Below are 20,870 nucleotides of genomic sequence, written 5' to 3'. Positions count from 1 at the left end.
ACTGAACTTTGATATACGGAAACAGGTGCCGACATGGCTGTCCCTAAGAGGAAAACATCTCCTTCCAAGCGCGGTATGCGCCGGAGCCACGATTCGCTTCGCGTCGAGGCGTTTCAGGAGTGCTCGAACTGCGGCGAACTCAAGCGCCCGCACAACCTGTGCTCGTCCTGCGGCCACTATAACGGCCGCGAGATCATCGCCGTCGGGGCGTAAGAATCAAGAATTTCTCCTAAAAAGGGGGATGAAGTGAGCAAGCAGCCGCGGATCGCAATCGACGCGATGGGCGGCGATGAAGGCGTGCGCGTGATGATGGCGGGCGTCGCGCTCGCCCGCCGCCGCCATGAAGGGCTGCGCTTCACGCTGTTCGGGGACGAATCGCGCATCAAGGTTGCGCTGGACAATCACCCCAATCTGCGCGCCGCATCGGAAGTGGTGCATACGGACCAGGTCGTCGAAGCGACCGACAAGCCAAGCGTCGCGCTCCGCAAGTCAAAGAACAGCTCCATGGGCCTCGCCATCCAGGCGGTGAAGGCGGGGGATGCCGGCGCGGCTGTCTCGGCCGGCAATACCGGCGCGCTGATGTCGATGGCGAAGGTCGCGCTGCGCACCATGCCGGGAATTGACCGCCCGGCGCTGGCGGCGCTGCTGCCCACGCTCGGCTCCAACGACGTCGTCATGCTTGATCTGGGCGCCAATACGGAATGCGATGCCCGCAATCTGGTGCAGTTTGCGGTGATGGGCGGCGCTTACGCCCGGACCGTGCTTGACTTAGCGCGGCCGCGCGTGCGCCTGCTCAACATCGGCACCGAGGATTTGAAGGGCACGGACGAGATTCGCGATGCCGCTGCGACCCTGCGCGGGGCGATCGCGCTGCCCATGGACTTTGAAGGCTTTATCGAGGGCGACAAGCTGGCGTCGGGCGATGCCGACGTCATCGTCTGCGATGGTTTTGCGGGCAATGTCGCGCTCAAGACGGCGGAGGGCACGGCCCGTTTCGTCACTGACCTGCTGCGCCGCGCCTTCACCAGCTCCATCCGGTCGAAGATCGGCTTCCTGATTTCTAAGCCGGCGATGCACCTGCTGCGGCATCATCTGGACCCGAACAACCATAATGGCGCGGTGTTCCTGGGTCTCAACGGCGTAGTGGTGAAAAGCCATGGCGGCGCGGATGAGAAGGGCGTCGCCAATGCGGTTCATGTCGCCGCGCGCCTGCTGGAAGAAGATATAACGCGCCGGATCGCCGAAGATCTGGCCAATATCGGCGCGCTCGCGCCTGTGGAGATGCCCGCAAAATGATCCGTCGCGCCGTTCTGCTCGGCACAGGCTCCGCCCTGCCGCCGCGAGTTGTCAGCAACAGCGAACTGGCGGAAACGGTCGACACCAGTGATGAGTGGATCGTCGAGCGCACTGGCATCCGTCAGCGCCATATCGCCGCCGATGGCGAGACGACAGCGACGCTGGCGACGGAAGCCGCGCGCAAGGCGCTTGCCGCTGCGGGTGTCGCGCCGGAGGAGATCGGCCTCATCATCCTGGCGACAGCAACGCCGGACCAGACCTTCCCCGCCAGCGCGACTCTGGTGCAGGCGGCGCTGGGCATAGATGATTGCGTCGCCTTCGACGTGGCGGCGGTATGTTCCGGCTTTCTCTACGCCCTTTCGGTGGCGGACAATATGATCCGGGGCGGGGCGGCGGATAAGGCGATCGTCATCGGTTCCGAAACCTTCAGCCGCATTCTCGACTGGGACGATCGCGGCACCTGCGTCCTGTTCGGCGACGGCGCGGGCGCGGTCGTGCTCGGCGCGGAGGAAAGCGCCGATGGCAAGCGTGGAATATTGGCCAGCAAGCTGCATGCGGATGGGCGGCACAATCAGCTCCTCTATGTCGATGGCGGGCCTTCGACCACGGGCACGGTCGGCAAGCTGCGCATGAAAGGGCAGGAAGTGTTCCGCCATGCCGTCGTCAATCTGGCGACTGTCATGCGCGAAGCGCTCGACGCCGCGAACCTCTCCGTCGAGGATGTGGACTGGGTGGTGCCGCATCAGGCGAACGCCCGCATTCTGGACGCGACCGCCCGCAAGCTGCGCCTCGCGCCGGAAAAGGTGGTCATCACCGTGGACCGGCACGCCAACACATCGGCGGCCTCGGTTCCGCTGGCGCTGGACGTCGCGGTCAGCGATGGCCGCATCCGTCAGGGCGACCTGGTTGTCCTGGAAGCGATGGGCGGAGGATTTACCTGGGGCGCCAGCGTTTTACGCATGTGAGACAAGCCGAGCGCCAGTCGCTTGCGAATCGCGGTGAAATGCATCACAGCTAAGGCTAGTCGTTGGCACCTGACGGCTGCTGGGGGAGTAGGTGCATAATGTGTGGGGACACATGGCAGGTAATGGAACGCTCACGCGTGCGGATTTGGCGGACTCGCTTAATCGCCAGATAGGGCTTTCGCGCGCCGAATCGGCATCGATGGTGGAAAGCATTCTCGACATGATGAGTGTCGCGCTCGAAAAGGGTGAGAATGTGAAGATATCCAGCTTCGGCACATTTGTTTTGCGGGATAAGACCGAACGGGTCGGCCGCAATCCAAAGACGGGAATTGAGGTTCCCATCGCACCGCGCCGGGTGCTGACCTTCCGGGCCAGCCAGTCGATGCGGGATCGTATTGCGCGAAGCTGATCGCTAAGGCTCGGCCCGTCGCCCGATGGTTGACCGGGCCAGCGGCGAAGGTGCACGATAGAAGTCATGGAAAAGGCCGAAGGCGCATTTCTCACGATTGGTGAGCTGGCTACGGAGCTTGGTCTCCCGCAGCATATCCTGCGTTACTGGGAAACCCGCTTTCCGCAGCTCCGTCCGCTTCAGCGATCGGGCAACCGCCGCTATTACCGGCCGGCCGATGTCGCCCTGGCGCGGCGGATAAACCGGTTGCTGAACGTGGAAGGCTTCACCATCCGCGGGGCGCAGAAGGCGCTCGCCGACGGCTGGACGGAAAGCACGCCGGTTGAAAAGAAGCCTGCGCCAGTCGCTGAAAAAAGCCTGCTTTCGCGGCTGGAGGCGATTCGGGATGATCTGGCCGCCGCGCTGAAGGACTAGGGGCGCTACATCTTCCGCGCGTAGACCATATCTTCGAACGGAACATCGCCGACCATGAAGGTCATGCGGCCGATTTGCTCAAAGCCCTGCCGCGCATAAAAGCGGCGGGCTTTGTCATTCTGTGGATAGACCGCCAGCAGCAGACGTTTCGCGCCGCGTTCCCGCGCAGCCTCAAGAGCCATCTCCATCAGCGCATGGCCATGACCGCCGCTCTGCCATGGTCCCAGCAGATAGATGCGTTTCAATTCATAGTCGTCCGGTTCGGGATCGACCGGCAGATTGGGCGGTGTCAGCAGCGCATAGCCAACCGGCGCGCCCAGCGCGGTTTCGCCGATGATGACATGCTGTTCCGGGTCGGCGAGCGCGGCTTGATAATAATCCAGCCCGTGCGCCTTGCCGATATGCGCGATCAGGGCGTCGCCCGGATGATCATGCGCGAAGCTGGCGAGAAACGTCGCGCCGCCGAGCAGCGAAAGCGCCGGCGCATCGGAAGGGTCAGCCCTGCGCCAGATGACCGGCGTCACTTACGCTTCCGGCCCCAGTGCGGGGTCCAGGTCGCGCGGCCGGGTGAAGCTGGTGAGGGACGCGCAGTCCTTCTCCACATCCGCCCAGCTCTCGACGGACAGGTCCATGACAGCCAGGCTGGCGGTGGGAAATTTGATCTCCACCTCATCGCGCAGCGGACTTTCGCCATTATCGGCGACCAGGGTGAGGATCAGGTCCTCCAGGCCGGGATTGTGGCCCGCAAGCAAGGCGGTTTCCGCGCTGTCGGGGATATCCCGGATGACGTCGATCAGCGTGACCGAGGAGGCGAGATAGATCCGCCGGTCCCATTGCGGTTCCAGGCGCTCACCATAGCCTTCGAAAAATGTGTCCAGCGTTTCGATGACGCGGACGGCGGGCGATGCGACCAGATGATCGAACGCCATGCCCTTTGATTTCGCGAACTGCCCGATCAAGGCGGCGGCGCGTTCCCCCCTGCCGTTGAGCGGGCGGTCGAAATCACGTTTTACCGGGTCGTCCCAATCCGACTTGGCGTGGCGTAACAGGGTCAGCCGCTTCATTCTCGTCCTGCTGCCTCTCCATGGGTGGCGACGCGAGGGTCATGCACGAAAGCATCGCCGGAGCCAAGCCGTTCGCTGACGGAAACTATGGCCTCATCCAGCGTGACGCGCCGGATCGGGACACCTTCGGGAAAGGCGGACAGCAAACGGCTGGGCATGGCGGCGGACAGGATGACGAAAGTGCCGCGGTCGTCGGCCCGGCGAATCAGGCGGCCGAACGCCTGCGCCAGCCGGGCGCGCACGATGCGGTCGTCATAGGCGCTGCCGCCGCCCGCCAGCCTGCGCGCGGCATGCAGGACCGAAGGTTTGGGCCAGGGCACGCCCTCCATCGCCACCAGCCGCAGCGAATGACCCGGCACGTCCACGCCGTCGCGCAGCGCGTCCGTACCCAGCAGGGACGCGCGCGGATCGTCGCGAAAGATATCGACCAGCGTGCCGGTGTCCATCGGGTCGACATGCTGCGCGAACAGCGGCAATCCGGCGCGCGCCAGCCGGTCGGCGATCCGCGCATGCACCGCGCGCAGCCGCCGGATCGCGGTGAACAGCCCCAGTGTCCCGCCCTGCGCCGCCTCGATCAGCCGGGCATAGGCCCCCGCCATCGCGGGAATATCGCCGCGCTTGATGTCGGTGACGATCAGCACCTCGGCCTGGGCCGGATAGTCGAACGGACTCTGCGCCTCGAACCGGGCGGCGGGGCGGTCCATGTGCAGCGACCCGCTGCGCGCCTCCGCGCTGCTCCAGTCGCCGCCGCCCTTCAGCGTTGCCGAGGTGACGATCACGCCATGCGCGGGTTTCAGCACCGTTTCGGCAAGCGGCCGCGTCGGGTCCAGCCAGTGGCGGTGAATGCCGATGTCGAACTCGCGCCCTTCGAACCGGTCCACGGCCAGCCAGTCGACGAAGTCCGGGTCTGCCGGGCCGCCGATGCGCGACAGGATCGACAGCCATGCCGCCACCAGATCGCATCGCCAGGCAAGCGAGGAGATCGCCCCCTCGATCCGCGCCCGCGCCGCGCCGTCCAGCCAGTCCGGCGCATCCTCAATCACCGCCTCCAGCCGCTTGCCGAGGCGGGTGAGGGGGCGCAGCAACCCGTCCAGCGCCTCCGCCGCCGTCTGCGCCGCGTCGACCAGCGCGCCGTCCGGCTCGGCCAGTTCCGTCTCCAGCCCGTATCCGGCGTCTGCATCCTGCCCCTCGGCCCGCGCATAAACGGTGCCGCGCACGGCGGCGAGCAGCGCCTCGACCGGCCCATAAGGCTCGCCCGCATTGACCCGCTTCAGCCATTCGTCGGACGGCAGCACCTGCGCATTTTTCCGCGCCGCCTCGATCGCCTCGCCGCCCTCAGCATCATAGCTGGCAAGGTCGGACAGACGGGCGGACAGGCCCCGCCGCCGCCCGCGTGACGTTCCCTCCGGCCCGATCACCCATCGGCGCAGCTCGATCGCCTCCTGCCCTGTCAATGCAGCGGAGAAGGTCGAATCCGCAGCGTCGAACAGATGATGCCCCTCATCGAACACCATCCGCGGCGGGCGGGTCGCGCTTTCCCGCCCGCGCGCTGCGTTGACCATCACCAGCGCATGATTGGCGATCACGATATCCGCATCGGCCGATGCCCGCGACGCCCGCTCGATGAAGCATTTCCGGAAATGCGGGCACCCGGCATAGATGCACTCGCCCCGCCGGTCAGTCAGCGCGGTGGTGCCATTGCGCCGGAACAGGATCGGCAACCAGCCCGGCAGGTCGCCGCCGATCATGTCGCCATCCTTGGTGAACGCCGCCCAGCGCGCGACCAGATGCGCCAGGATCGCTGCGCGCCCGGCAAAACCGCCTTGCAGCGCATCCTCCAGATTGAGCAGGCATAGATAATTTTCCCGCCCCTTGCGCACCACGACGCGCCGCTTGCGCACAGATGCGTCGGGGAACAGCCGCTCGCTCTCCCGGTCCAATTGCCGCTGCAGCGCCTTGGTATAGGTCGATATCCACACCGGCCCGCCAGCCTCCGCCGCCCAGAGCGAGGCCGGGGCGAGATAGCCCAACGTCTTGCCGATCCCCGTGCCCGCCTCGGCAAGCAGCATGTTCGGCTGATTGCGCAGCGCCCGCGGCGCGAAACTCGCCGCCGCCGCCTCGGCATAGGCGCGCTGTCCCGGCCGGGCCTCCGCGCCATGCCCGGTCAGCGCGTCCAGCCGCTCCAGCACCGCTTCGCCGTTCAGCGTCACCGTGCGCGGCGCGGGGCGGGCGGCGGCCTCCTCCCATTCCGGCAGCTTGGAAAACAGCCAGCGCTCGGCCTCTTTCGGCGTCGGCAGATGCGGCGTCACAAGCTGCGCCCAGGGCCAGCGCAGCCGGTGCAGCGACTGCGCCGCCGTCCACGCCCCCTCGCGCTCCGCCCATTCCGGGTCGGCCAGCGTCGCAATCAGCGCCTGCGCGGCGGCATGGTAGAGCGCGGGAATGTCGCCCTCCCGCTGCGGCGTCTCCAGCCCCAGCGCTTCGGCCAGCCCCTTCGGCGTCGGCACCAGAAAGCGCGCCGGATGGACGAACGCCCACAGCTCCAGCAGATCGAGGCCGTTCAGCTCAGGATAGCCCAGCCGTTGCCCGGCAAGCGGCGCATTCAGCAGAATGACCGGCGTTTCCGCCGCGATGGAGATGGCCCGCCCCTTGGACGCCTCCCGCGTCTCGTCACCCTCGCGCATCCAGATGCCGCCATGGCTGGCGTGCAGCGCCGGGAAGGAAAGGGGGGAGGGGGATGCCATGCGCTTCCCCTCTTAGGGAAAGCGGAACAAAGGGGAAACCTGGATTTTGCTTTGGCCGGCCCTTCCTTTTCTTCCGTCATCCCAGCGCAGGCTGGGATCTCAGGCGCAGCAGCGCATCCTCTCCTGAGATGGCGAGACAAGTCCCGTGCCTCGTCTCGCCCTGCGCTGGCGCGACGGCAGAGGGGGAAGGTGGAACGATTTCCTCAAACTCCCCTCCCTGTAAGGGAGGGGGCAGGGGTGGGTCGCGAGCGAAGCGAGCACACGGCCTTCCCCGGCAAGCTGCCGCTGACCCGGCATACTTACCCCTAGCTCCTCCCTTGCAGGGTAGGGAACTTAGCGACTGAAATGGGTGGGAAGCGGACATATCCCTATTTCGTCATCCCGGACTTGATCCGGGATCCATGAGCGCAGGCGCTGGTTCAGTCATGCCGGCGTGGATCCAATAGATCCCGGATCAAGTCCGGGATGACGGTAAGGGCATGACGAAGCTTCGTATCTGGCGGTTCTGGAACGCCCGGCCAAAGCCAAACTCCTGTCCTACAGCCCTGGCTCCATGCTCTACTTCCCCACATGGAACAGCATGCAACACCCGCCGTGCGGGGCATCGCCCAACGATCCAGCCAACGCGCCAATGCGACGCAACCGGGACGTATGTGCGACCTTGTTGCGACTCATGTGGGACGTAAGTGCGACGCACATGGGACGCACATGGGACGCAGGTGCGACGTATGTGAGACGCAAGTGGGACCTACATGGGACTTTTGTGGGACTTTTGTGGGACTTTATTGGGACTTTCCGGCCAAAAACACGTCGCAACCCGCAACTTCCGCAACTTCGTTGGATTTATCGGCCCGAAACGCGCTTCGGGTCCTCCGGATTGCAGTCGTCAGCGCGCCACCCGCCGCCCGAATCCTCCGCGCGCCGCCGCCGCTTGCCTCGGCAATGGCGGCATGTTCACCGCCGCCCGCGCCATTTCCAGCGCCGCATGGAGCGGGCCTTCGCTCAGGGGGAAGGGGAAGCGGACGCCCATGCGGTCGACTTCCGTCCACATTACGCGGCCAAAAATACTGTATCCATCCAGATCGATGACGATCTGCGTGCCGGCGGACATGCTGGCCCCGGTGATCAGCGCGCCGTCCTCTGTCAGGTCGACGATCGTGCCCGGCTGGGAGTCAAGCACGGTGGTCACCGTCACGGCGATCTCAACCGCTATCCGTTCGCGTCCGCGTGCCTGCATCGTTCCACCCTTTCGCGGGTATCGTTACGCCTGCATGGTTAATTTTTCGGAAAGCTTAAATGGACCACATCCTACCCCCGTTCGCTTCGAGCGTAGTCGAGAAGCCTTGCGCGCGGCTTCTCGACTACGCTCGAAGCGAACGGGGGAATGATATTCATCTCCAACGCATCGCGCCACTGATCGTCCAATTACGCGCCCTGCTGCGCGACGATCATCCGGTGCAGCTTCTCCGCCTCCGGGATCGCCGCCGCCACGAAACGGTCGGTCACCCGGTCGCCGTCGCTGTCGACATGGCTGCCGGTCTGGATGCTGAGCGTGCCCCAGCCGTCGCGCGCCACCGTAAAGTCGATGGGTCCCATCCGGTCGATGCGGACGGATTCGACCTTGCGCTGCTTGCCGTCGATCACGCGGATCAGGCGGCGGTCGGTCAGGCCGTAAATGGTCCGGCGCGCTTTCGCCCGGTTGGCGAAGGGCTGGTTCAGCATCCACACGCCCACAAGGATGAAGGGGAAGCCGAACAGGGGGAAGGCGATGCCGAAGCCCCATTCCATTTCCGTGCGCGGCATCCGCACCAGCCAGCTACTGGCGGCAAGCCCGGTCCAGACGCAGGAAAAGACCGTCCAGGGAATGGCGAAGGCCCAGATGACGAAATCCGCCTTCATGCGCCGGGCGTCTGGCGCGCCGCTCCACAATGTGCGCTCGCCGGGGGCCAGTTCGGCCTGCAGCAAGGCGCGCATGGACCGGTCATGAGCCTGGGCGCGGAGGACGGGATCGTTACGCATGCGCCTTCCAATAACGGCGGAGACTGAAAAAGACTTAAAGAGACGGGAAACTACCGCTAAAGGCCAGCGCCATGACCGACATCACCACCCTGCGCGACGCCGCGCTCGCATCGAAGGCCTGGCCCTATGAGGAAGCGCGCAAGCTGCTGAAGCGCTATCCCAATGGCGCGCCGGATAAAGGGCATGTGCTGTTCGAAACCGGCTATGGCCCCTCCGGCCTGCCGCATATCGGCACTTTCAATGAGGTTCTACGCACGACAATGGTGCGGCAGGCGTTCCATGCCCTGTCGGACATTCCCACGCGGCTGATTGCGTTCAGCGACGATATGGACGGTCTGCGCAAGGTGCCGGACAATGTGCCGAACAAGGAAATGCTCGCCGGACATCTGGGCAAGCCGCTGACCGAAATTCCCGATCCCTTCGGCAAGTTTGAGAGTTTCGCGCATCATAACAATGCGATGCTGCGGGATTTCCTCGACCGCTTCGGCTTCGACTATGAATTTATGTCGTCGACGGAGCAATATCGCTCCGGCGCGTTCGACGAGGCGTTGAAGGGCGTGCTGCGCCATTATCAGGCGATCATGGACATCATGCTGCCTACGCTGCGCAAGGAACGGCAAGCGACCTACTCGCCGGTGCTCCCGATCAGCCCGAAAAGCGGCATCGTGCTGCAGGTGCCGCTCGAGGTGGTGGATGCCGAGGCGGGACTGGTCCGCTTCGTCGATGAGGGAGAGACGGTCGAGCAGTCGATCCTGTCCGGCGGCGCGAAGCTGCAGTGGAAGGTCGACTGGGCGATGCGCTGGGTCGCGCTGGGCGTCGATTATGAGATGGCGGGCAAGGATCTGATCGATTCCGTCACGCAAAGCTCGAAAATCTGCCGCGCGCTCGGCGCCCGCCCGCCGGAGGGCTTCAACTACGAGATGTTCCTCGACGAGAAGGGCGAGAAGATTTCGAAGTCGAAGGGCAATGGCCTCAGCCTCGAACAATGGTTGACCTACGGCCCGCAGGAGAGCCTGGCCTTCTACGCTTATCGCGAGCCGAAGAAGGCGAAGCAGCTCCATATGGGTGTCATCCCGCGCGCGGTGGATGAATATTGGCAGTTCCGGGGCAATTATCCGAACCAGCCGATCGAGCAGAAGCTGGGCAATCCGGTCCACCATATTCATGACGGCGCTTTGCCGCAGGGCAGCCTGCCGGTGACGTTCGGCCTGCTGCTCAACCTTGTCGGCGTGATGGGCGACGCCAGCCGGGATCAGGTGTGGGGCTATCTGCGCAACTATGTCGCGGACGCCAGCCCCGAAACCTATCCCGACCTTGACCGGCTGATCGGCCATGCGTTGGCCTATCACCGCGATTTTGTCGCCCCGACGCTCAAGCGCCGCGCGCCGGAGGCCAATGAGGCGGCGGCGCTGCGCAAGCTGGACGCGGAACTCGCGGCGCTGCCGGACGGCGCATCAGCGGAGGACATCCAGAACATCGTCTACGCCATCGGCAAGGATGAGGCGTTCGGCTTCGCCGAACTGCGCGACTGGTTCAAGGCGCTGTACCAGACCCTGCTCGGCGCTGATCAAGGCCCCCGCATGGGCAGCTTCATCGCGCTCTACGGCATAGAAAACAGCCGGAAATTGATTGCAGAGGCGCTGGCGGAGGGCTGAACGGAACTCTTTGCCTGCTGCGGTGTTGCAGGCTTTGGTCCATCCCCTTTCGGACTGATGCCGCCAGTCGCGGTGTCGGCCGCGTCTGCAGGCTTTCGCCAGCGGCGCGGCCACGGGGATGCCGCCGGGCCGCGAGCGCTAGGGCTTTACCTCGCCCTCGATATAGTCGATGCGAATGCGCACCCATGTCCCGATTTGCGGCCGTCCGCCGATCCTGGGCGGGATCACCCGGAACTGCCACGCGGCAAGCCGGACCGCGCGCGCGAAACCCGACCCCATGGGCGATTCGCCCAGCGCCTGGCAGTTTTCCACATGATAATCCTCGACCGTCTTGCATGCGACCAGGCCCCAGCCCGTCTGCCTGTTGCCCGGCGGCATATAGGTCGCAAGCTCGGCATGTGTGGGTTTGCGATACCAGTCGGCGTCATAAAGCTGTTCGCCGCCGGGCCCTTCGCCGGGACCATAGGCGGCGGCGCTGCCCTTGCCGCTGTCCGGTCCCGCTGATTGTCCCGCTCCCGCACGCGGAGGCATCTTGGAAATGTCGGCGGCGGCGAAATCCTCCCTGCTCAACGTCACGAAGGGCAGATCGGGTAGGGGCGGTTTGGGCGTAACGGGTTTTTCGACAAGCTTTTCCGCAGGCTTTTTCGGTGCCCCGCCGCTGGCCTTTTTCGTCTCGGCCCCGGACTCCTTCTGCTCCGCCGCCTGTTTCCGGTCGGGCGTCAGCGAGAAGGTGGTTGGCATGCGCTCCATCTTGGGCAGATGCACGGACGGGGCCAGCGTGAAAAATAGCAGCAGGATGAGCGCATGCAGCGCCACCGCCAGCAACAGCGCGAGGCTCCGGCGCCGCAACGGCGCGCTATCGTCGTCAGACAGATGCCGGGGGGAGGCAAAGGGCATTGATCAGGTGCCTAGACGCGGTGCGCCCACGCCGCAATCCGACCGGTCGCTTTATCAGGCATCTGACTCAGATGTAATGTTGAGGGCGACCGGGCGAAGATTCCGGTTTCGTCCGGCCTATATGCTGCAATCGCCCTTGCGCGCGAACGCTGAACGCCGCGCGCAAGGATGGCCTTTGGCCGTGTCGTTTATTCCGGTTGGGGCACGATCCGCAGATAGGGGCGGGGCGCTTCCCATCCATTGGGATAAATGGTCCTGGCTTCATCGTCCGACACCGACCCGGCGATGATCACCTTGTCCCCATCCCGCCAGTTGACGGGGGTCGCAACGCGATGCCGGGCGGTGAGCTGGATGGAGTCCAGCACACGCAGTATCTCGTCGAAATTGCGACCCGTGGTCATGGGATAGCTGAGCATCAGCTTGATGCGCTTGTCCGGTCCCACGATGAAAACCGTCCGCACGGTTGCGTTGTCGGCGGCGGTGCGGCCGTCCGAACCGCCGTCAATATCCTCCGGCAACATGTTGTAGAGTTTGGCGACATTCAGGTCGGTGTCGCCGATCATCGGATAGTTGGGCGCTGTTCCCTGGGTTTCGGCGATGTCCTCCGCCCATTTGGCGTGATTGCCGACCGGGTCGATGCTGAGACCGATGATCTTGGTGTTCCGCTTGTCGAACTCCGGCTTCAGCTTGGCCATATAACCAAGCTCGGTCGTGCAGACGGGCGTGAAATCCTTGGGATGGGAAAACAGGATCGCCCAACCGTCACCGATCCATTCATGAAAATCGATCGTGCCCTGTGTGGTCTCCGCCGAAAAATTGGGGGCCTGAGCGTTGATGCGAAGTGACATGGATTATATCTCCTGAAAGCTGGCGCTGGATGTAACGCCGCTGCCGTATGTCGGGTTGGACGTATCGAATTCCTTCTCCGCGGCTTCCTATGCCCCTCTTTCCGTTACGGCAATGATAACGCCCGCGTCATAACAAGGGTGGCAGCTTTGCCGAAAGGCGAAGCTAATGCCGGGACGGATGCATGGCGGAACGCGCGGCGCACCGGGCGAAAATGCACAGGCCGGGGATTGGCGCGCCCGGCAGGATTCGAACCTGCGACCACCCGCTTAGAAGGCGGGTGCTCTATCCAGCTGAGCTACGGGCGCTCCCCGGCAGCGCAATAACCGGGGCGGCGCTTCGTTGCAAATGCTGCAACGCGCCATGGACGCATTGCAAAGTGGCACGGGCAAGATATGCAGGGCCATGGCCATATCCGCGGACGAACCCATGACGATAATGAAGGTGGAGGCGGACGCCATTGGCGGACGGCCCCTGCGCTATTTCGATTTCTTCATGGCCGCCTTCGTCGCGATCCTGCTGCTGTCGAACCTGATCGGCGCGGCGAAGCTGTCCACCGTCGGCGATTTCACCTTTGGGGCGGGCATTCTGTTCTTTCCGCTCGGCTATGTGATCGGCGACGTGCTGACGGAGGTTTATGGCTATGCCCGCGCCCGTAGATGCGTCTGGGCGGGCTTCGGGGCCATGCTGTTCATGGCGCTGATGAGCTATGTCGTGGTCAGCCTGCCGCCCGCCGACGGCTGGCCGGACCAGAAGGCCTATGAAGCGGTGTTCGGCAACACCTGGCGGATCGTCGCCGCGTCCCTGCTCGCCTTCTGGGCGGGCGAATTCGCCAACAGCTTCGTTCTCGCCAAAATGAAGTTGCTGACGAAGGGCAAGCATCTGTGGATGCGCACCATCGGCTCGACGATCGTGGGGCAGGGGGTGGACAGCCTGATCTTCTACCCGCTCGCATTCCTCGGCATCTGGCAGACGCATCAGGTCGCGCTGGTCATGGTCACCAACTGGGCGATGAAGGTCGGCTGGGAAGCGGTGCTGACGCCGGTGACCTATGCCGTGGTCGGCTTCCTCAAGCGCCGCGAGGGGCTGGATGTCTATGACAGCGGCACGGATTTCACGCCCTTCCGCACGCGGGTCTGATCCATTCCATGAGCGTGACGGACATCGCCATTTTCTGGGGCGGCATAAAGATAGCGGTGGAAGATTATCTCGACCTGTCGTCCGACGCCCTGCATGTGCATGTCAGCATCCTGCTGCTGCTGTTTTTCGCGCTGGTCACGCGGCGGCGGCTCTATCATCCCCTGCCTTATGTGCTGCTGTTCCTGGTGGAGTGCATGAACGAGTTCATCGACATGAACCAGCCGGTGGGCAGCATCGAAAGCAACTGGCCCGCGTCGCGCCACGATATCCTGAACACCATGTTCCTGCCGACGGTGCTGATGCTATTGCTGCGGTGGCGCAACCGGAGCTTCATGCGGCCGGATGGGTAGGAGGAGGGGTTTGTAAAAAGCCTCCCTCCGTTCGGGCTGAGCCCTTCGACGGACTGCAAGGCAGGCGCTCAGGAGAGCCTTGTCGAAGCCCTGCACTCTATTGGTAAGAAGGACAGCCCTTCGACAAGCTCAGGGCGAACGGACCTGGTTACTCAAGCCTTCGTCAGAAAACTCTCGACCAGCCCCTCGAATAGCCGCCGGCCATCGGTGCAGCCATGCGCCGGTTCGATCACGCGCTCTGGGTGCGGCATCATGCCCAGCACATTGCCGGTGTCGTTCAATATGCCGGCGATATTGCGCGCCGACCCATTCACCTGTTCGGCATAGCGCAGCGCCACGCGGCCTTCGCCTTCCAGCCGGTTCAGCGTGTCCGCATCGGCGAAATAATTGCCGTCATGATGCGCCACGGGATAGGTGATGGTCTCACCCGTTTCGTAGCGGCTGGTGAAGGCGGTCTGGCTGTTCTCGACGGTCAGCGCCACGTCGCGGCACACGAAATGCCCGCCCGCATTGCGGAGCAGCGCGCCGGGCAGCAGCCCTGTCTCCGTCAACACCTGGAATCCGTTGCAGATGCCGAGCACGAACGCGCCGCGCTCCGCCGCCTTCGCCACGGCCTGCATCACCGGGGAACGCGCCGCCATCGCGCCGGAGCGCAGATAGTCGCCATAGGAAAAGCCGCCCGGCACGCCGATCAGGTCGATATCGTCGGGCAGCTCGGTCTCGCGATGCCAGATCATCTCCGGCTTGCGGCCGCTGACTTTTTCGAAGGCGACGGCCAGGTCGCGGTCGCAATTGCTTCCCGGAAAGACGATGACCGCGCTTTTCATGGTCAGATGCCCTTTTCGATCCGGTAGTTTTCGATGACGGTGTTGGCGAGCAGCTTCCTGCACATCGCGTCGATATCCTCGTCGCTGGTGCCGTCAGCCAGGTCCAGTTCGATCAGCTTGCCCGCGCGCACGTCATTCACGCCGTCAAAGCCAAGCCCTTCCAGCGCGTGATGGATCGCCCGGCCTTGCGGGTCGAGCACGCCGCCCTTCAGGGTGACGAAGATGCGGGCTTTCATGTCCGGTCATTTCCTTTGCGGGGTTTCGCGCACCCGATAGGCCGGTGCGGGCGAAGGGGCAAGGGGGTTGGGTGCGAGATTGTCACGCAAACGCGATCCTGTGCTGGACATCGATGACTGAAGAAACGTCTCGTCATGGCTGACGACCGGCATGCCGCCGCATCCTCCCGCCATTCCGGCAAAGGCAATCGCCGATTGCGCGGGCTTGCGTCGCTCCGCTATCCCGCAACGATGAGCGAAGAGAATGACGATCCCTCCGGCCCCGCCCACTGGATACGCGAACGCCTGGGCGTGATTATCGGTATTGTGGGCCTCGTCGCCTGGTTCGCGATGCTGTGGTTGATGTTCGGCGACGTGCTCTGACCAAAAGAAAAGCCCCGCCCTTCGGAAAGGGCGAGGCTAATGTCTCCTGCAATGCGTAGGCTGAAAACCCTCAGCCGCCCCGCTTCTTGCGATGCGTGTCCAGGTCGAGAACCGTCGTGTCGGCCCCTTCCGGCAGCAGGCCAAGACGGCGCGCGACTTCCTGATAAGCCTCGACTTCGCCGCCCAGGTCACGGCGGAACCGGTCCTTGTCCAGTTTCTCGTTGGTTTCCATGTCCCACAGGCGGCAGCCGTCCGGGCTGATCTCGTCGGCCAGGATCAGGCGGGCGAAATCGCCGTCCCAAAGGCGTCCGAACTCCAGCTTGAAGTCGATCAGGCGGATGCCGATGCCCGCGAACAGGCCGCACATGAAGTCATTCACGCGGATCGCCATGTCGGCGATGTCATGCATTTCTTCCTGGCTGGCCCAGCCGAAGCAGGCGATATGCTCCTCGGAGATCAGCGGGTCGCCCAGCGCATCGTCCTTGTAGCAATATTCGATCAGCGTCCGGGGGAGCTGCGTGCCTTCCTCGATGCCGAGGCGCTTGGACAGCGTGCCCGCAGCGACATTGCGCACCACCACCTCGATCGGCACGATCTCTACCTGCCGAACGAGTTGCTCGCGCATGTTGAGGCGGCGGATGAAGTGCGTCGGCACGCCGATCTGGCCGAGCAAGGTGAAGATATGCTCGGAAATGCGGTTGTTGAGGACGCCCTTGCCGGAAATCGTGCCCTTCTTCTGGGCGTTGAACGCGGTGGCGTCATCCTTGAAATATTGGATCAATGTGCCTGGCTCAGGACCCTCGTACAGGATCTTTGCCTTGCCTTCGTAGATTTGGCGGCGACGGGCCATTGCGCTGTCCTTGCCTTAAAACAATGCGCCCCGGCACGCGAATCACGGAATGATCGGCGAGCACCGGGGCTGGTCGATCAGGCCCATAGACCAATATTTGGGGGCGTGCAAATGGGCGGGCGAGGCGGTGATCGATCCGGCCCGATTGGCGTGCAAATTCACATGCCGGTCACAAATCGTAAAAGGGCCGGATTTCGATCTCGCTGGGTCCTGGCATGGGGTTGGGGCAGCGCTTCACCCAGGCGACCGCCTCCTCCATATCCTTGACTTCCCAGAGCCAGAAACCCGCGACCAGATCACGCGCCGGGGTGAAGGGTCCATCTATGACGGTGCGGCCGGGGCCGTCGAACGCCACGCGCTTCGCCTGCGAACTGGGCTGCAGGCCGTCGGCCATCAGCAGGATGCCGGCATCGCGCAATGCGTCGTTGAACTTGCCCATCGCGGCCATCATTTCGGTCGTCCAGGGTTCGGGGAACAGTCCCTTTTCGCTGTCGTCGGTGGCTTTCACCAGCACCATCACACGCATCTTCTGTCTCCTGGTTTGGACCGGCCAAGCCGGTCTTATATCGTTACGACGAACGGCTTTTCAGAAATCGGCATCCCGCCGCAAATTTTTTTGGGGCAATTGCCTTCTGCGCCTACTCTCCCCACCATAGGCGCCGTGACACTATCTGACTCGCCGGATCTTGCCGGACTTCCTTCGCCGCCACCTTCTCTCCTCCATGGCGCCGCGCTGTTCCTCGACTTTGACGGAACGCTGGTGCCGCTGACCGACGCGCCGGAGTCTGTGGAGGTGGACGCCGCGCTGATCGGCCTTCTCGCCCGTGCGCGCGATGCGCTTGGCGGACGGCTGGCGATCGTCAGCGGCCGCTCCGTCGCGACCTTGCGCGGCCTGTTCGGGCTGGACGATTTCCTGCTGGCTGGCACGCACGGACTGGAGTTTGCCGAGCCCGGAAAGCCCGCGCATGGGCCCGAACGGCTGAAGGCGGTGGACGAAGCTGAGGCAATCTTCACCAACTTCATCGCTGACAAGCCCGGGCTGCTGGTGGAGCGCAAGACGCTGAGCGTCGGCCTCCATTTCCGCCGCGCGCCGGAATGGATGGAGACGTGCCGTGCGCTCGCCGAAGAAGTGGCGCTGGCGACCGGCCTGATGATCCAGCCGGGCAAGATGCTGTATGAGCTGCGCCCCGGCGGCGCGGACAAGGGGACGGCTGTCGCGGAACTGATGAAATCCGCGCCAATGGCTGGTGGCATGCCGATTTTCGTCGGCGACGACCTGACCGATGAGGAAGGGATGCTGGCGGCGAAGGCGCTGGGCGGATGCGGCATATTGGTCGGGCCGCTCCGCGTTACGGCTGCGCAATGGCATTTGGAACAGGTTGGGGCCGTTAGGCATTATCTCTCTATAATGCCCTGACCTGCCGGTCCGGGCACCTTTGTCCTGCGTCCGCTCCGGGGGTGAAATTGCCGCTAATTGCATATTCCATTTGGGCTGAGTTCGCCAAAGTCCGGCCTTCTTCCCGAAATACCCCGCTGCATCGGCTGGGTGGGTGGTAATGCGTGAACCACCTCAGGCATCCCCGCCGCATGAACGCGATCTTGACCTCTGGCCTATCGGTAATTGTCAGGCATCGGCGCTGATCGATCGCGCCGGTCGCATGATCTGGGCCTGCGTGCCCCGCGTCGATGGCGATCCGGTGTTTTCCGCCCTGCTGGATCAGGGCGACTATGACGCGAAGGACACGCGCGGCTTCTGGGCGATAGAGTTGGAAAATTGCGCGAAGGTTGAGCAATCCTACGTCCGCAACACGCCGATCCTGATGACGCGCCAGACCGACGGGGATGGCAACGCCATCGAGACCTATGATTTTTGCCCCCGCCATCCGCACAAGGGGCGTATGTATCGCCCGGTCGCTTTCGCGCGGATCGTGCGGCCAGTCGCCGGCTCCCCCCGCATCCGCATAAAGCTGCGCCCGACAACGAGCTGGAATGCGGAGCATGTACCCATCACCTACGGCTCCAACCATGTCCGTATGGTCCTCTCCTATATGGCGATGCGCCTCACCACGGATGCGCCCATCGGCCTGATCAGCCAGGAAAGCTTCTTCCGGCTCGAACATGTGACGCATTTCTTCCTGGGACCGGACGAAAGCTTTTCCGACGCCCTGCGTCCCGCCGTCGAGCGCATGTATGACGAGACCGTCCAGCATTGGCAGCTCTGGGTGCGCGGTCTCGCGATCCCGCCCGAATGGCAGGAAGCGGTCATCCGCTCCGCCATCACCCTGAAACTCTGCCAGCATGAGGAAACCGGCGCGATCGTCGCGGCGCTCACCACGTCCATCCCGGAACATGCCGACAGCGGACGGAACTGGGACTATCGCTATTGCTGGGTGCGCGACGCCTATTACACGGTGGAGGCGCTGAACCGCCTTGGCGCGCTCGACGTGCTGGAGGGCTATCTCGCCTATCTGCGCAACATCGTCGACGGCGCGAAGGGCGGCCATATCCAGCCGCTCTATGACGTGCGCGGCAATGCGACGCTGGAGGAGTGGGAGGCGGAAAAGCTGCCCGGCTATCGCGGCATGGGACCGGTCCGTGTGGGCAATGCCGCCTACAGTCAGGTCCAGCACGACGCCTATGGCCAGATCGTTCTTTCCTCGGTTCAGGGTTTCATTGATGAACGGCTGCTGCGCATGGCCGGCCATTCGGACTTTGAGGCTCTGGAGGCCGTGGGCGAACGGGCATGGAAAGTCTATAATCAACCCGACGCCGGTCTGTGGGAGTTGCGCACCCGCCTGCATGTCCACAGCTACAGCGCTGTCATGTGCTGGGCCGCCTGCGACCGCCTTGCGCATGCGGCGCAAGCGCTGGGCCTCTATGAACGGGAAACCTATTGGGCGCATCGCGCAAGCATCATGAAGGAGGCGATCCTTCAGGCTGCCTGGCGGCCGGAAAGCGGCGCGCTGTCCGCGAATTTTGAGGATGACGCCCGCGACGCCTCCCTGCTTCAGCTTCTCGACTTGCGCTTCCTGACCGCGGACGATCCGAAATTCACGGGTACGCTCGTCGCGCTGGAAAAGGATTTGCGGCGCGGCTCGAATATGCTGCGCTACTCCGCGCCTGATGATTTCGGCGCGCCTGTGACAGCGTTCAACGTGTGCACCTTCTGGCTGATCGAGGCTTTGTATAGAACAGGGCGCAAGGCCGAGGCGCGCACCTTATTTGAGGAGATGTTGTCGCGAAGAACGGCGGCGGGCCTCCTCTCAGAGGATATCGACCCGGATACGGGAGAGCTTTGGGGTAATTATCCCCAGACCTATTCGCTCGTCGGCATCATTAACTGCGCCGTCCTGCTGAGCAAGCCTTGGAGTGAGTGCCGATGAGCCGCCTGATCGTAATTTCGAACCGGGTCAAACGCCCCGGCACCGGTGCGGAGCAGGGCGGCTTGGCGGTTGCGCTGTCCTCGGCCCTGCGCGAAAGCCGGGGTATCTGGGTCGGCTGGTCGGGCGAGACGACGGAGCGGTTCACGGGCCAAATCGCCTTTAACGAGGATTCCGGCGTCAAGACCGCGACGATCGACCTGGAGGAGCAGGACGTCGACGAATATTATAACGGCTACGCCAACAAGACGCTGTGGCCGCTGTTCCACTTCCGTATCGACCTGGCCGAATATGCCCGCGATTTTGAGGGCGGCTATAACCGGGTCAATGAGCGTTTCGCCGACACCGCCAGTCCGCTGATCGAGCCGGAGGATGTTGTCTGGGTCCACGATTATCATATGATCCCGCTGGGCCAGATGCTCCGCGACCGGGGGCACAAAAATCGCATCGGCTTCTTCCTGCACATCCCATGGCCGCCGACGCGCCTACTTGTCTCGCTTCCGCATCACAGCGTTTTGGTGGAAACGCTGTTCGCCTATGATGTTGTAGGCTTCCATACCGAAGAATGGCTGGAGTCCTTCCGCCATTATGCCGAGCGGGAAATGGGCGGCACAGTCAGTGGTGATTTCATCACCGTTGGAAACCGCACCATACAGGCGGTCGCCTGCCCGATCGGCATCGACACGCAGGAATTTGTTGCCGCCAGCAATAGCGAGGAGGCGGCGATAATGCGCGAGCAGGTTGATGTTTCTATGCAGGGCCGTTCCCTTATCGTCGGCGTCGACCGGCTGGATTATTCCAAGGGGCTTGAGGAGCGCTTCAACGGCTATGCCCGCCTGCTGAAAGACAATCCGGAATGCCATCGCAATGTCGTGCTGCTGCAAATCGCGCCGCCCTCGCGCGGGGAGGTGGAAAGCTATCAGGAAATCCGCGCGACTTTGGACTCGCTCGCCGGGCGGCTGAACGGCGAATATAGCGACGTCGACTGGACGCCGATCCGCTATGTGAACCAGGGCTATCCGCGCGACCGGCTGGCGGGCGTCTACCGCGCCGCCCGGATCGGGCTTGTCACGCCGCTTCGCGACGGCATGAACCTGGTCGCGAAGGAATATGTCGCCGCGCAGGACCCGGAGGACCCCGGCGTCCTCGTCCTTTCTCGCTTTGCGGGCGCCGCGCTTCAGCTAAAGGATGCGCTGCTTATCAATCCCTATTCGCCGGAGGAGATGGCGGACGCGATACTAAAGGCGCTGGCCATGCCGCTCGAAGAACGCAAGCGCCGCTGGCGCAAGATGATGGACAGCGTGGAGCAGCAGGATGTGATCTGGTGGCGGACCTGCTTCACGGGACGGCTGACGGGCGAAGTTCTCAACCCTGCCGAAGCAGAAACCGCCGCCGGACCTTTGGTCTGATCGGCGCCA

The 20,870-nt window shown here is 63.8% G+C and carries 23 protein-coding genes and 1 tRNA gene; 12 read left to right on the top strand and 12 right to left on the bottom strand.

Translation table 11 applies throughout. The features are described 5' to 3' along the window. The first annotated feature begins 33 nt into the window (after nt 1-33). The 5 genes from rpmF (at nt 34) to KFK14_RS18460 (ending at nt 3,084) form a co-directional block, all read left to right on the top strand. On the top strand, nt 34-213 hold the full coding sequence (gene rpmF, locus KFK14_RS18480) for a 50S ribosomal protein L32 (protein ID WP_070156263.1): 180 nt from the start codon (nt 34-36) through the stop codon (nt 211-213). Nucleotides 214-246: 33 nt separating this feature from the next. Further along, nucleotides 247-1,296 (top strand): phosphate acyltransferase PlsX, encoded by a 1,050-nt coding sequence (gene plsX / locus KFK14_RS18475; protein ID WP_083276890.1) that lies wholly within the window; start codon nt 247-249, stop codon nt 1,294-1,296. Then, entirely contained in the window at nt 1,293-2,261 is a 969-nt protein-coding gene (locus KFK14_RS18470) for a beta-ketoacyl-ACP synthase III (protein ID WP_212608696.1), read from the top strand. The genes plsX and KFK14_RS18470 overlap by 4 nt, the downstream gene beginning before the upstream one ends. Before the next feature lie 112 nt (nt 2,262-2,373). Continuing rightward, entirely contained in the window at nt 2,374-2,670 is a 297-nt protein-coding gene (locus tag KFK14_RS18465) for an integration host factor subunit alpha (protein ID WP_070156261.1), read from the top strand. Nucleotides 2,671-2,736: 66 nt separating this feature from the next. After that, nucleotides 2,737-3,084, top strand: coding sequence for a MerR family transcriptional regulator (locus KFK14_RS18460; protein ID WP_070156260.1), 348 nt, complete (start codon nt 2,737-2,739; stop codon nt 3,082-3,084). Between the two features lie 5 nt (nt 3,085-3,089). On the opposite strand, the gene KFK14_RS18455 is transcribed toward KFK14_RS18460, so the two are convergent. The 5 genes from KFK14_RS18455 to KFK14_RS18435 form a co-directional block, all read right to left on the bottom strand. Then, nucleotides 3,090-3,608 carry a GNAT family N-acetyltransferase gene (locus KFK14_RS18455; protein ID WP_212608695.1) on the bottom strand — a complete coding sequence of 173 codons (519 nt, stop codon included), beginning with the start codon at nt 3,606-3,608 and terminating at the stop codon, nt 3,090-3,092. Beyond that, nucleotides 3,609-4,148 carry a SixA phosphatase family protein gene (locus KFK14_RS18450; protein WP_212608694.1) on the bottom strand — a complete coding sequence of 180 codons (540 nt, stop codon included), beginning with the start codon at nt 4,146-4,148 and terminating at the stop codon, nt 3,609-3,611. It lies immediately after the preceding gene. Next, a complete protein-coding gene (locus tag KFK14_RS18445; RefSeq protein ID WP_212608693.1) occupies nt 4,145-6,889 on the bottom strand; it encodes an ATP-dependent DNA helicase in 2,745 nt (914 codons plus the stop codon). The genes KFK14_RS18450 and KFK14_RS18445 overlap by 4 nt, the downstream gene beginning before the upstream one ends. 886 nt (nt 6,890-7,775) lie before the next feature. Then, complete coding sequence (locus KFK14_RS18440) at nt 7,776-8,126, bottom strand: PilZ domain-containing protein (RefSeq protein WP_212608692.1); 351 nt, start codon at nt 8,124-8,126, stop codon at nt 7,776-7,778. 188 nt (nt 8,127-8,314) lie between these two features. Continuing rightward, nucleotides 8,315-8,908: a hypothetical protein gene (locus KFK14_RS18435; RefSeq protein ID WP_070155016.1), complete on the bottom strand. Its 594-nt coding sequence runs from the start codon at nt 8,906-8,908 to the stop codon at nt 8,315-8,317. Nucleotides 8,909-8,979: 71 nt separating this feature from the next. Between KFK14_RS18435 and KFK14_RS18430 the strand changes: the two genes are divergently transcribed. After that, nucleotides 8,980-10,563, top strand: coding sequence for a lysine--tRNA ligase (locus KFK14_RS18430; protein ID WP_212608691.1), 1,584 nt, complete (start codon nt 8,980-8,982; stop codon nt 10,561-10,563). A gap of 138 nt (nt 10,564-10,701) precedes the next feature. On the opposite strand, the gene KFK14_RS18425 is transcribed toward KFK14_RS18430, so the two are convergent. From KFK14_RS18425 to KFK14_RS18415, 3 genes are all read right to left on the bottom strand, one after another. Beyond that, entirely contained in the window at nt 10,702-11,460 is a 759-nt protein-coding gene (locus KFK14_RS18425) for a hypothetical protein (protein ID WP_212608690.1), read from the bottom strand. A gap of 188 nt (nt 11,461-11,648) precedes the next feature. Continuing rightward, on the bottom strand, nt 11,649-12,308 hold the full coding sequence (locus tag KFK14_RS18420; RefSeq protein ID WP_070155008.1) for a peroxiredoxin: 660 nt from the start codon (nt 12,306-12,308) through the stop codon (nt 11,649-11,651). Between the two features lie 229 nt (nt 12,309-12,537). Further along, nucleotides 12,538-12,614, bottom strand: a tRNA-Arg gene (locus KFK14_RS18415). Between the two features lie 121 nt (nt 12,615-12,735). On the opposite strand from KFK14_RS18415, the gene KFK14_RS18410 reads away from it, so the two are divergent. Beyond that, a complete protein-coding gene (locus tag KFK14_RS18410; RefSeq protein ID WP_212608689.1) occupies nt 12,736-13,446 on the top strand; it encodes a queuosine precursor transporter in 711 nt (236 codons plus the stop codon). Nucleotides 13,447-13,454: 8 nt separating this feature from the next. Continuing rightward, nucleotides 13,455-13,796, top strand: coding sequence for a hypothetical protein (locus KFK14_RS18405; protein ID WP_212608688.1), 342 nt, complete (start codon nt 13,455-13,457; stop codon nt 13,794-13,796). Nucleotides 13,797-13,948: 152 nt separating this feature from the next. Here KFK14_RS18405 and purQ read toward each other — a convergent pair whose 3' ends face one another. Both purQ and purS read right to left on the bottom strand, forming a co-directional pair. After that, nucleotides 13,949-14,623, bottom strand: a complete 675-nt coding sequence (gene purQ / locus KFK14_RS18400; RefSeq protein ID WP_212608687.1) for a phosphoribosylformylglycinamidine synthase subunit PurQ — start codon at nt 14,621-14,623, stop codon at nt 13,949-13,951. A 2-nt stretch (nt 14,624-14,625) separates the two neighbouring features. Beyond that, nucleotides 14,626-14,859 carry a phosphoribosylformylglycinamidine synthase subunit PurS gene (gene purS / locus KFK14_RS18395; protein WP_212608686.1) on the bottom strand — a complete coding sequence of 78 codons (234 nt, stop codon included), beginning with the start codon at nt 14,857-14,859 and terminating at the stop codon, nt 14,626-14,628. A 135-nt stretch (nt 14,860-14,994) separates the two neighbouring features. Here purS and KFK14_RS18390 point away from each other — a divergent pair, with 135 nt between their 5' ends. Continuing rightward, nucleotides 14,995-15,222, top strand: a complete 228-nt coding sequence (locus KFK14_RS18390) for a hypothetical protein (RefSeq protein ID WP_212611286.1) — start codon at nt 14,995-14,997, stop codon at nt 15,220-15,222. Between the two features lie 70 nt (nt 15,223-15,292). Here KFK14_RS18390 and purC read toward each other — a convergent pair whose 3' ends face one another. Beyond that, nucleotides 15,293-16,072: a phosphoribosylaminoimidazolesuccinocarboxamide synthase gene (gene purC / locus KFK14_RS18385; protein ID WP_070154934.1), complete on the bottom strand. Its 780-nt coding sequence runs from the start codon at nt 16,070-16,072 to the stop codon at nt 15,293-15,295. Between the two features lie 169 nt (nt 16,073-16,241). Then, nucleotides 16,242-16,598 carry a YciI family protein gene (locus KFK14_RS18380; RefSeq protein WP_212608685.1) on the bottom strand — a complete coding sequence of 119 codons (357 nt, stop codon included), beginning with the start codon at nt 16,596-16,598 and terminating at the stop codon, nt 16,242-16,244. Nucleotides 16,599-16,733: 135 nt separating this feature from the next. Here KFK14_RS18380 and otsB point away from each other — a divergent pair, with 135 nt between their 5' ends. The 3 genes from otsB to KFK14_RS18365 all read left to right on the top strand — a co-directional run bounded on the left by otsB (nt 16,734) and on the right by KFK14_RS18365 (nt 20,861). Further along, entirely contained in the window at nt 16,734-17,489 is a 756-nt protein-coding gene (gene otsB / locus KFK14_RS18375; RefSeq protein WP_212608684.1) for a trehalose-phosphatase, read from the top strand. 139 nt (nt 17,490-17,628) lie between these two features. Further along, nucleotides 17,629-19,455 carry a glycoside hydrolase family 15 protein gene (locus KFK14_RS18370; protein ID WP_281417164.1) on the top strand — a complete coding sequence of 609 codons (1,827 nt, stop codon included), beginning with the start codon at nt 17,629-17,631 and terminating at the stop codon, nt 19,453-19,455. Then, complete coding sequence (locus tag KFK14_RS18365) at nt 19,452-20,861, top strand: alpha,alpha-trehalose-phosphate synthase (UDP-forming) (protein ID WP_212608683.1); 1,410 nt, start codon at nt 19,452-19,454, stop codon at nt 20,859-20,861. The genes KFK14_RS18370 and KFK14_RS18365 overlap by 4 nt, the downstream gene beginning before the upstream one ends. Nucleotides 20,862-20,870: the final 9 nt, after the last annotated feature.

The organism is Sphingobium phenoxybenzoativorans (assembly GCF_018286635.1).
GTDB lineage: Bacteria > Pseudomonadota > Alphaproteobacteria > Sphingomonadales > Sphingomonadaceae > Sphingobium > Sphingobium phenoxybenzoativorans.
This window is presented reverse-complemented; position numbering and strand designations above follow the sequence as displayed.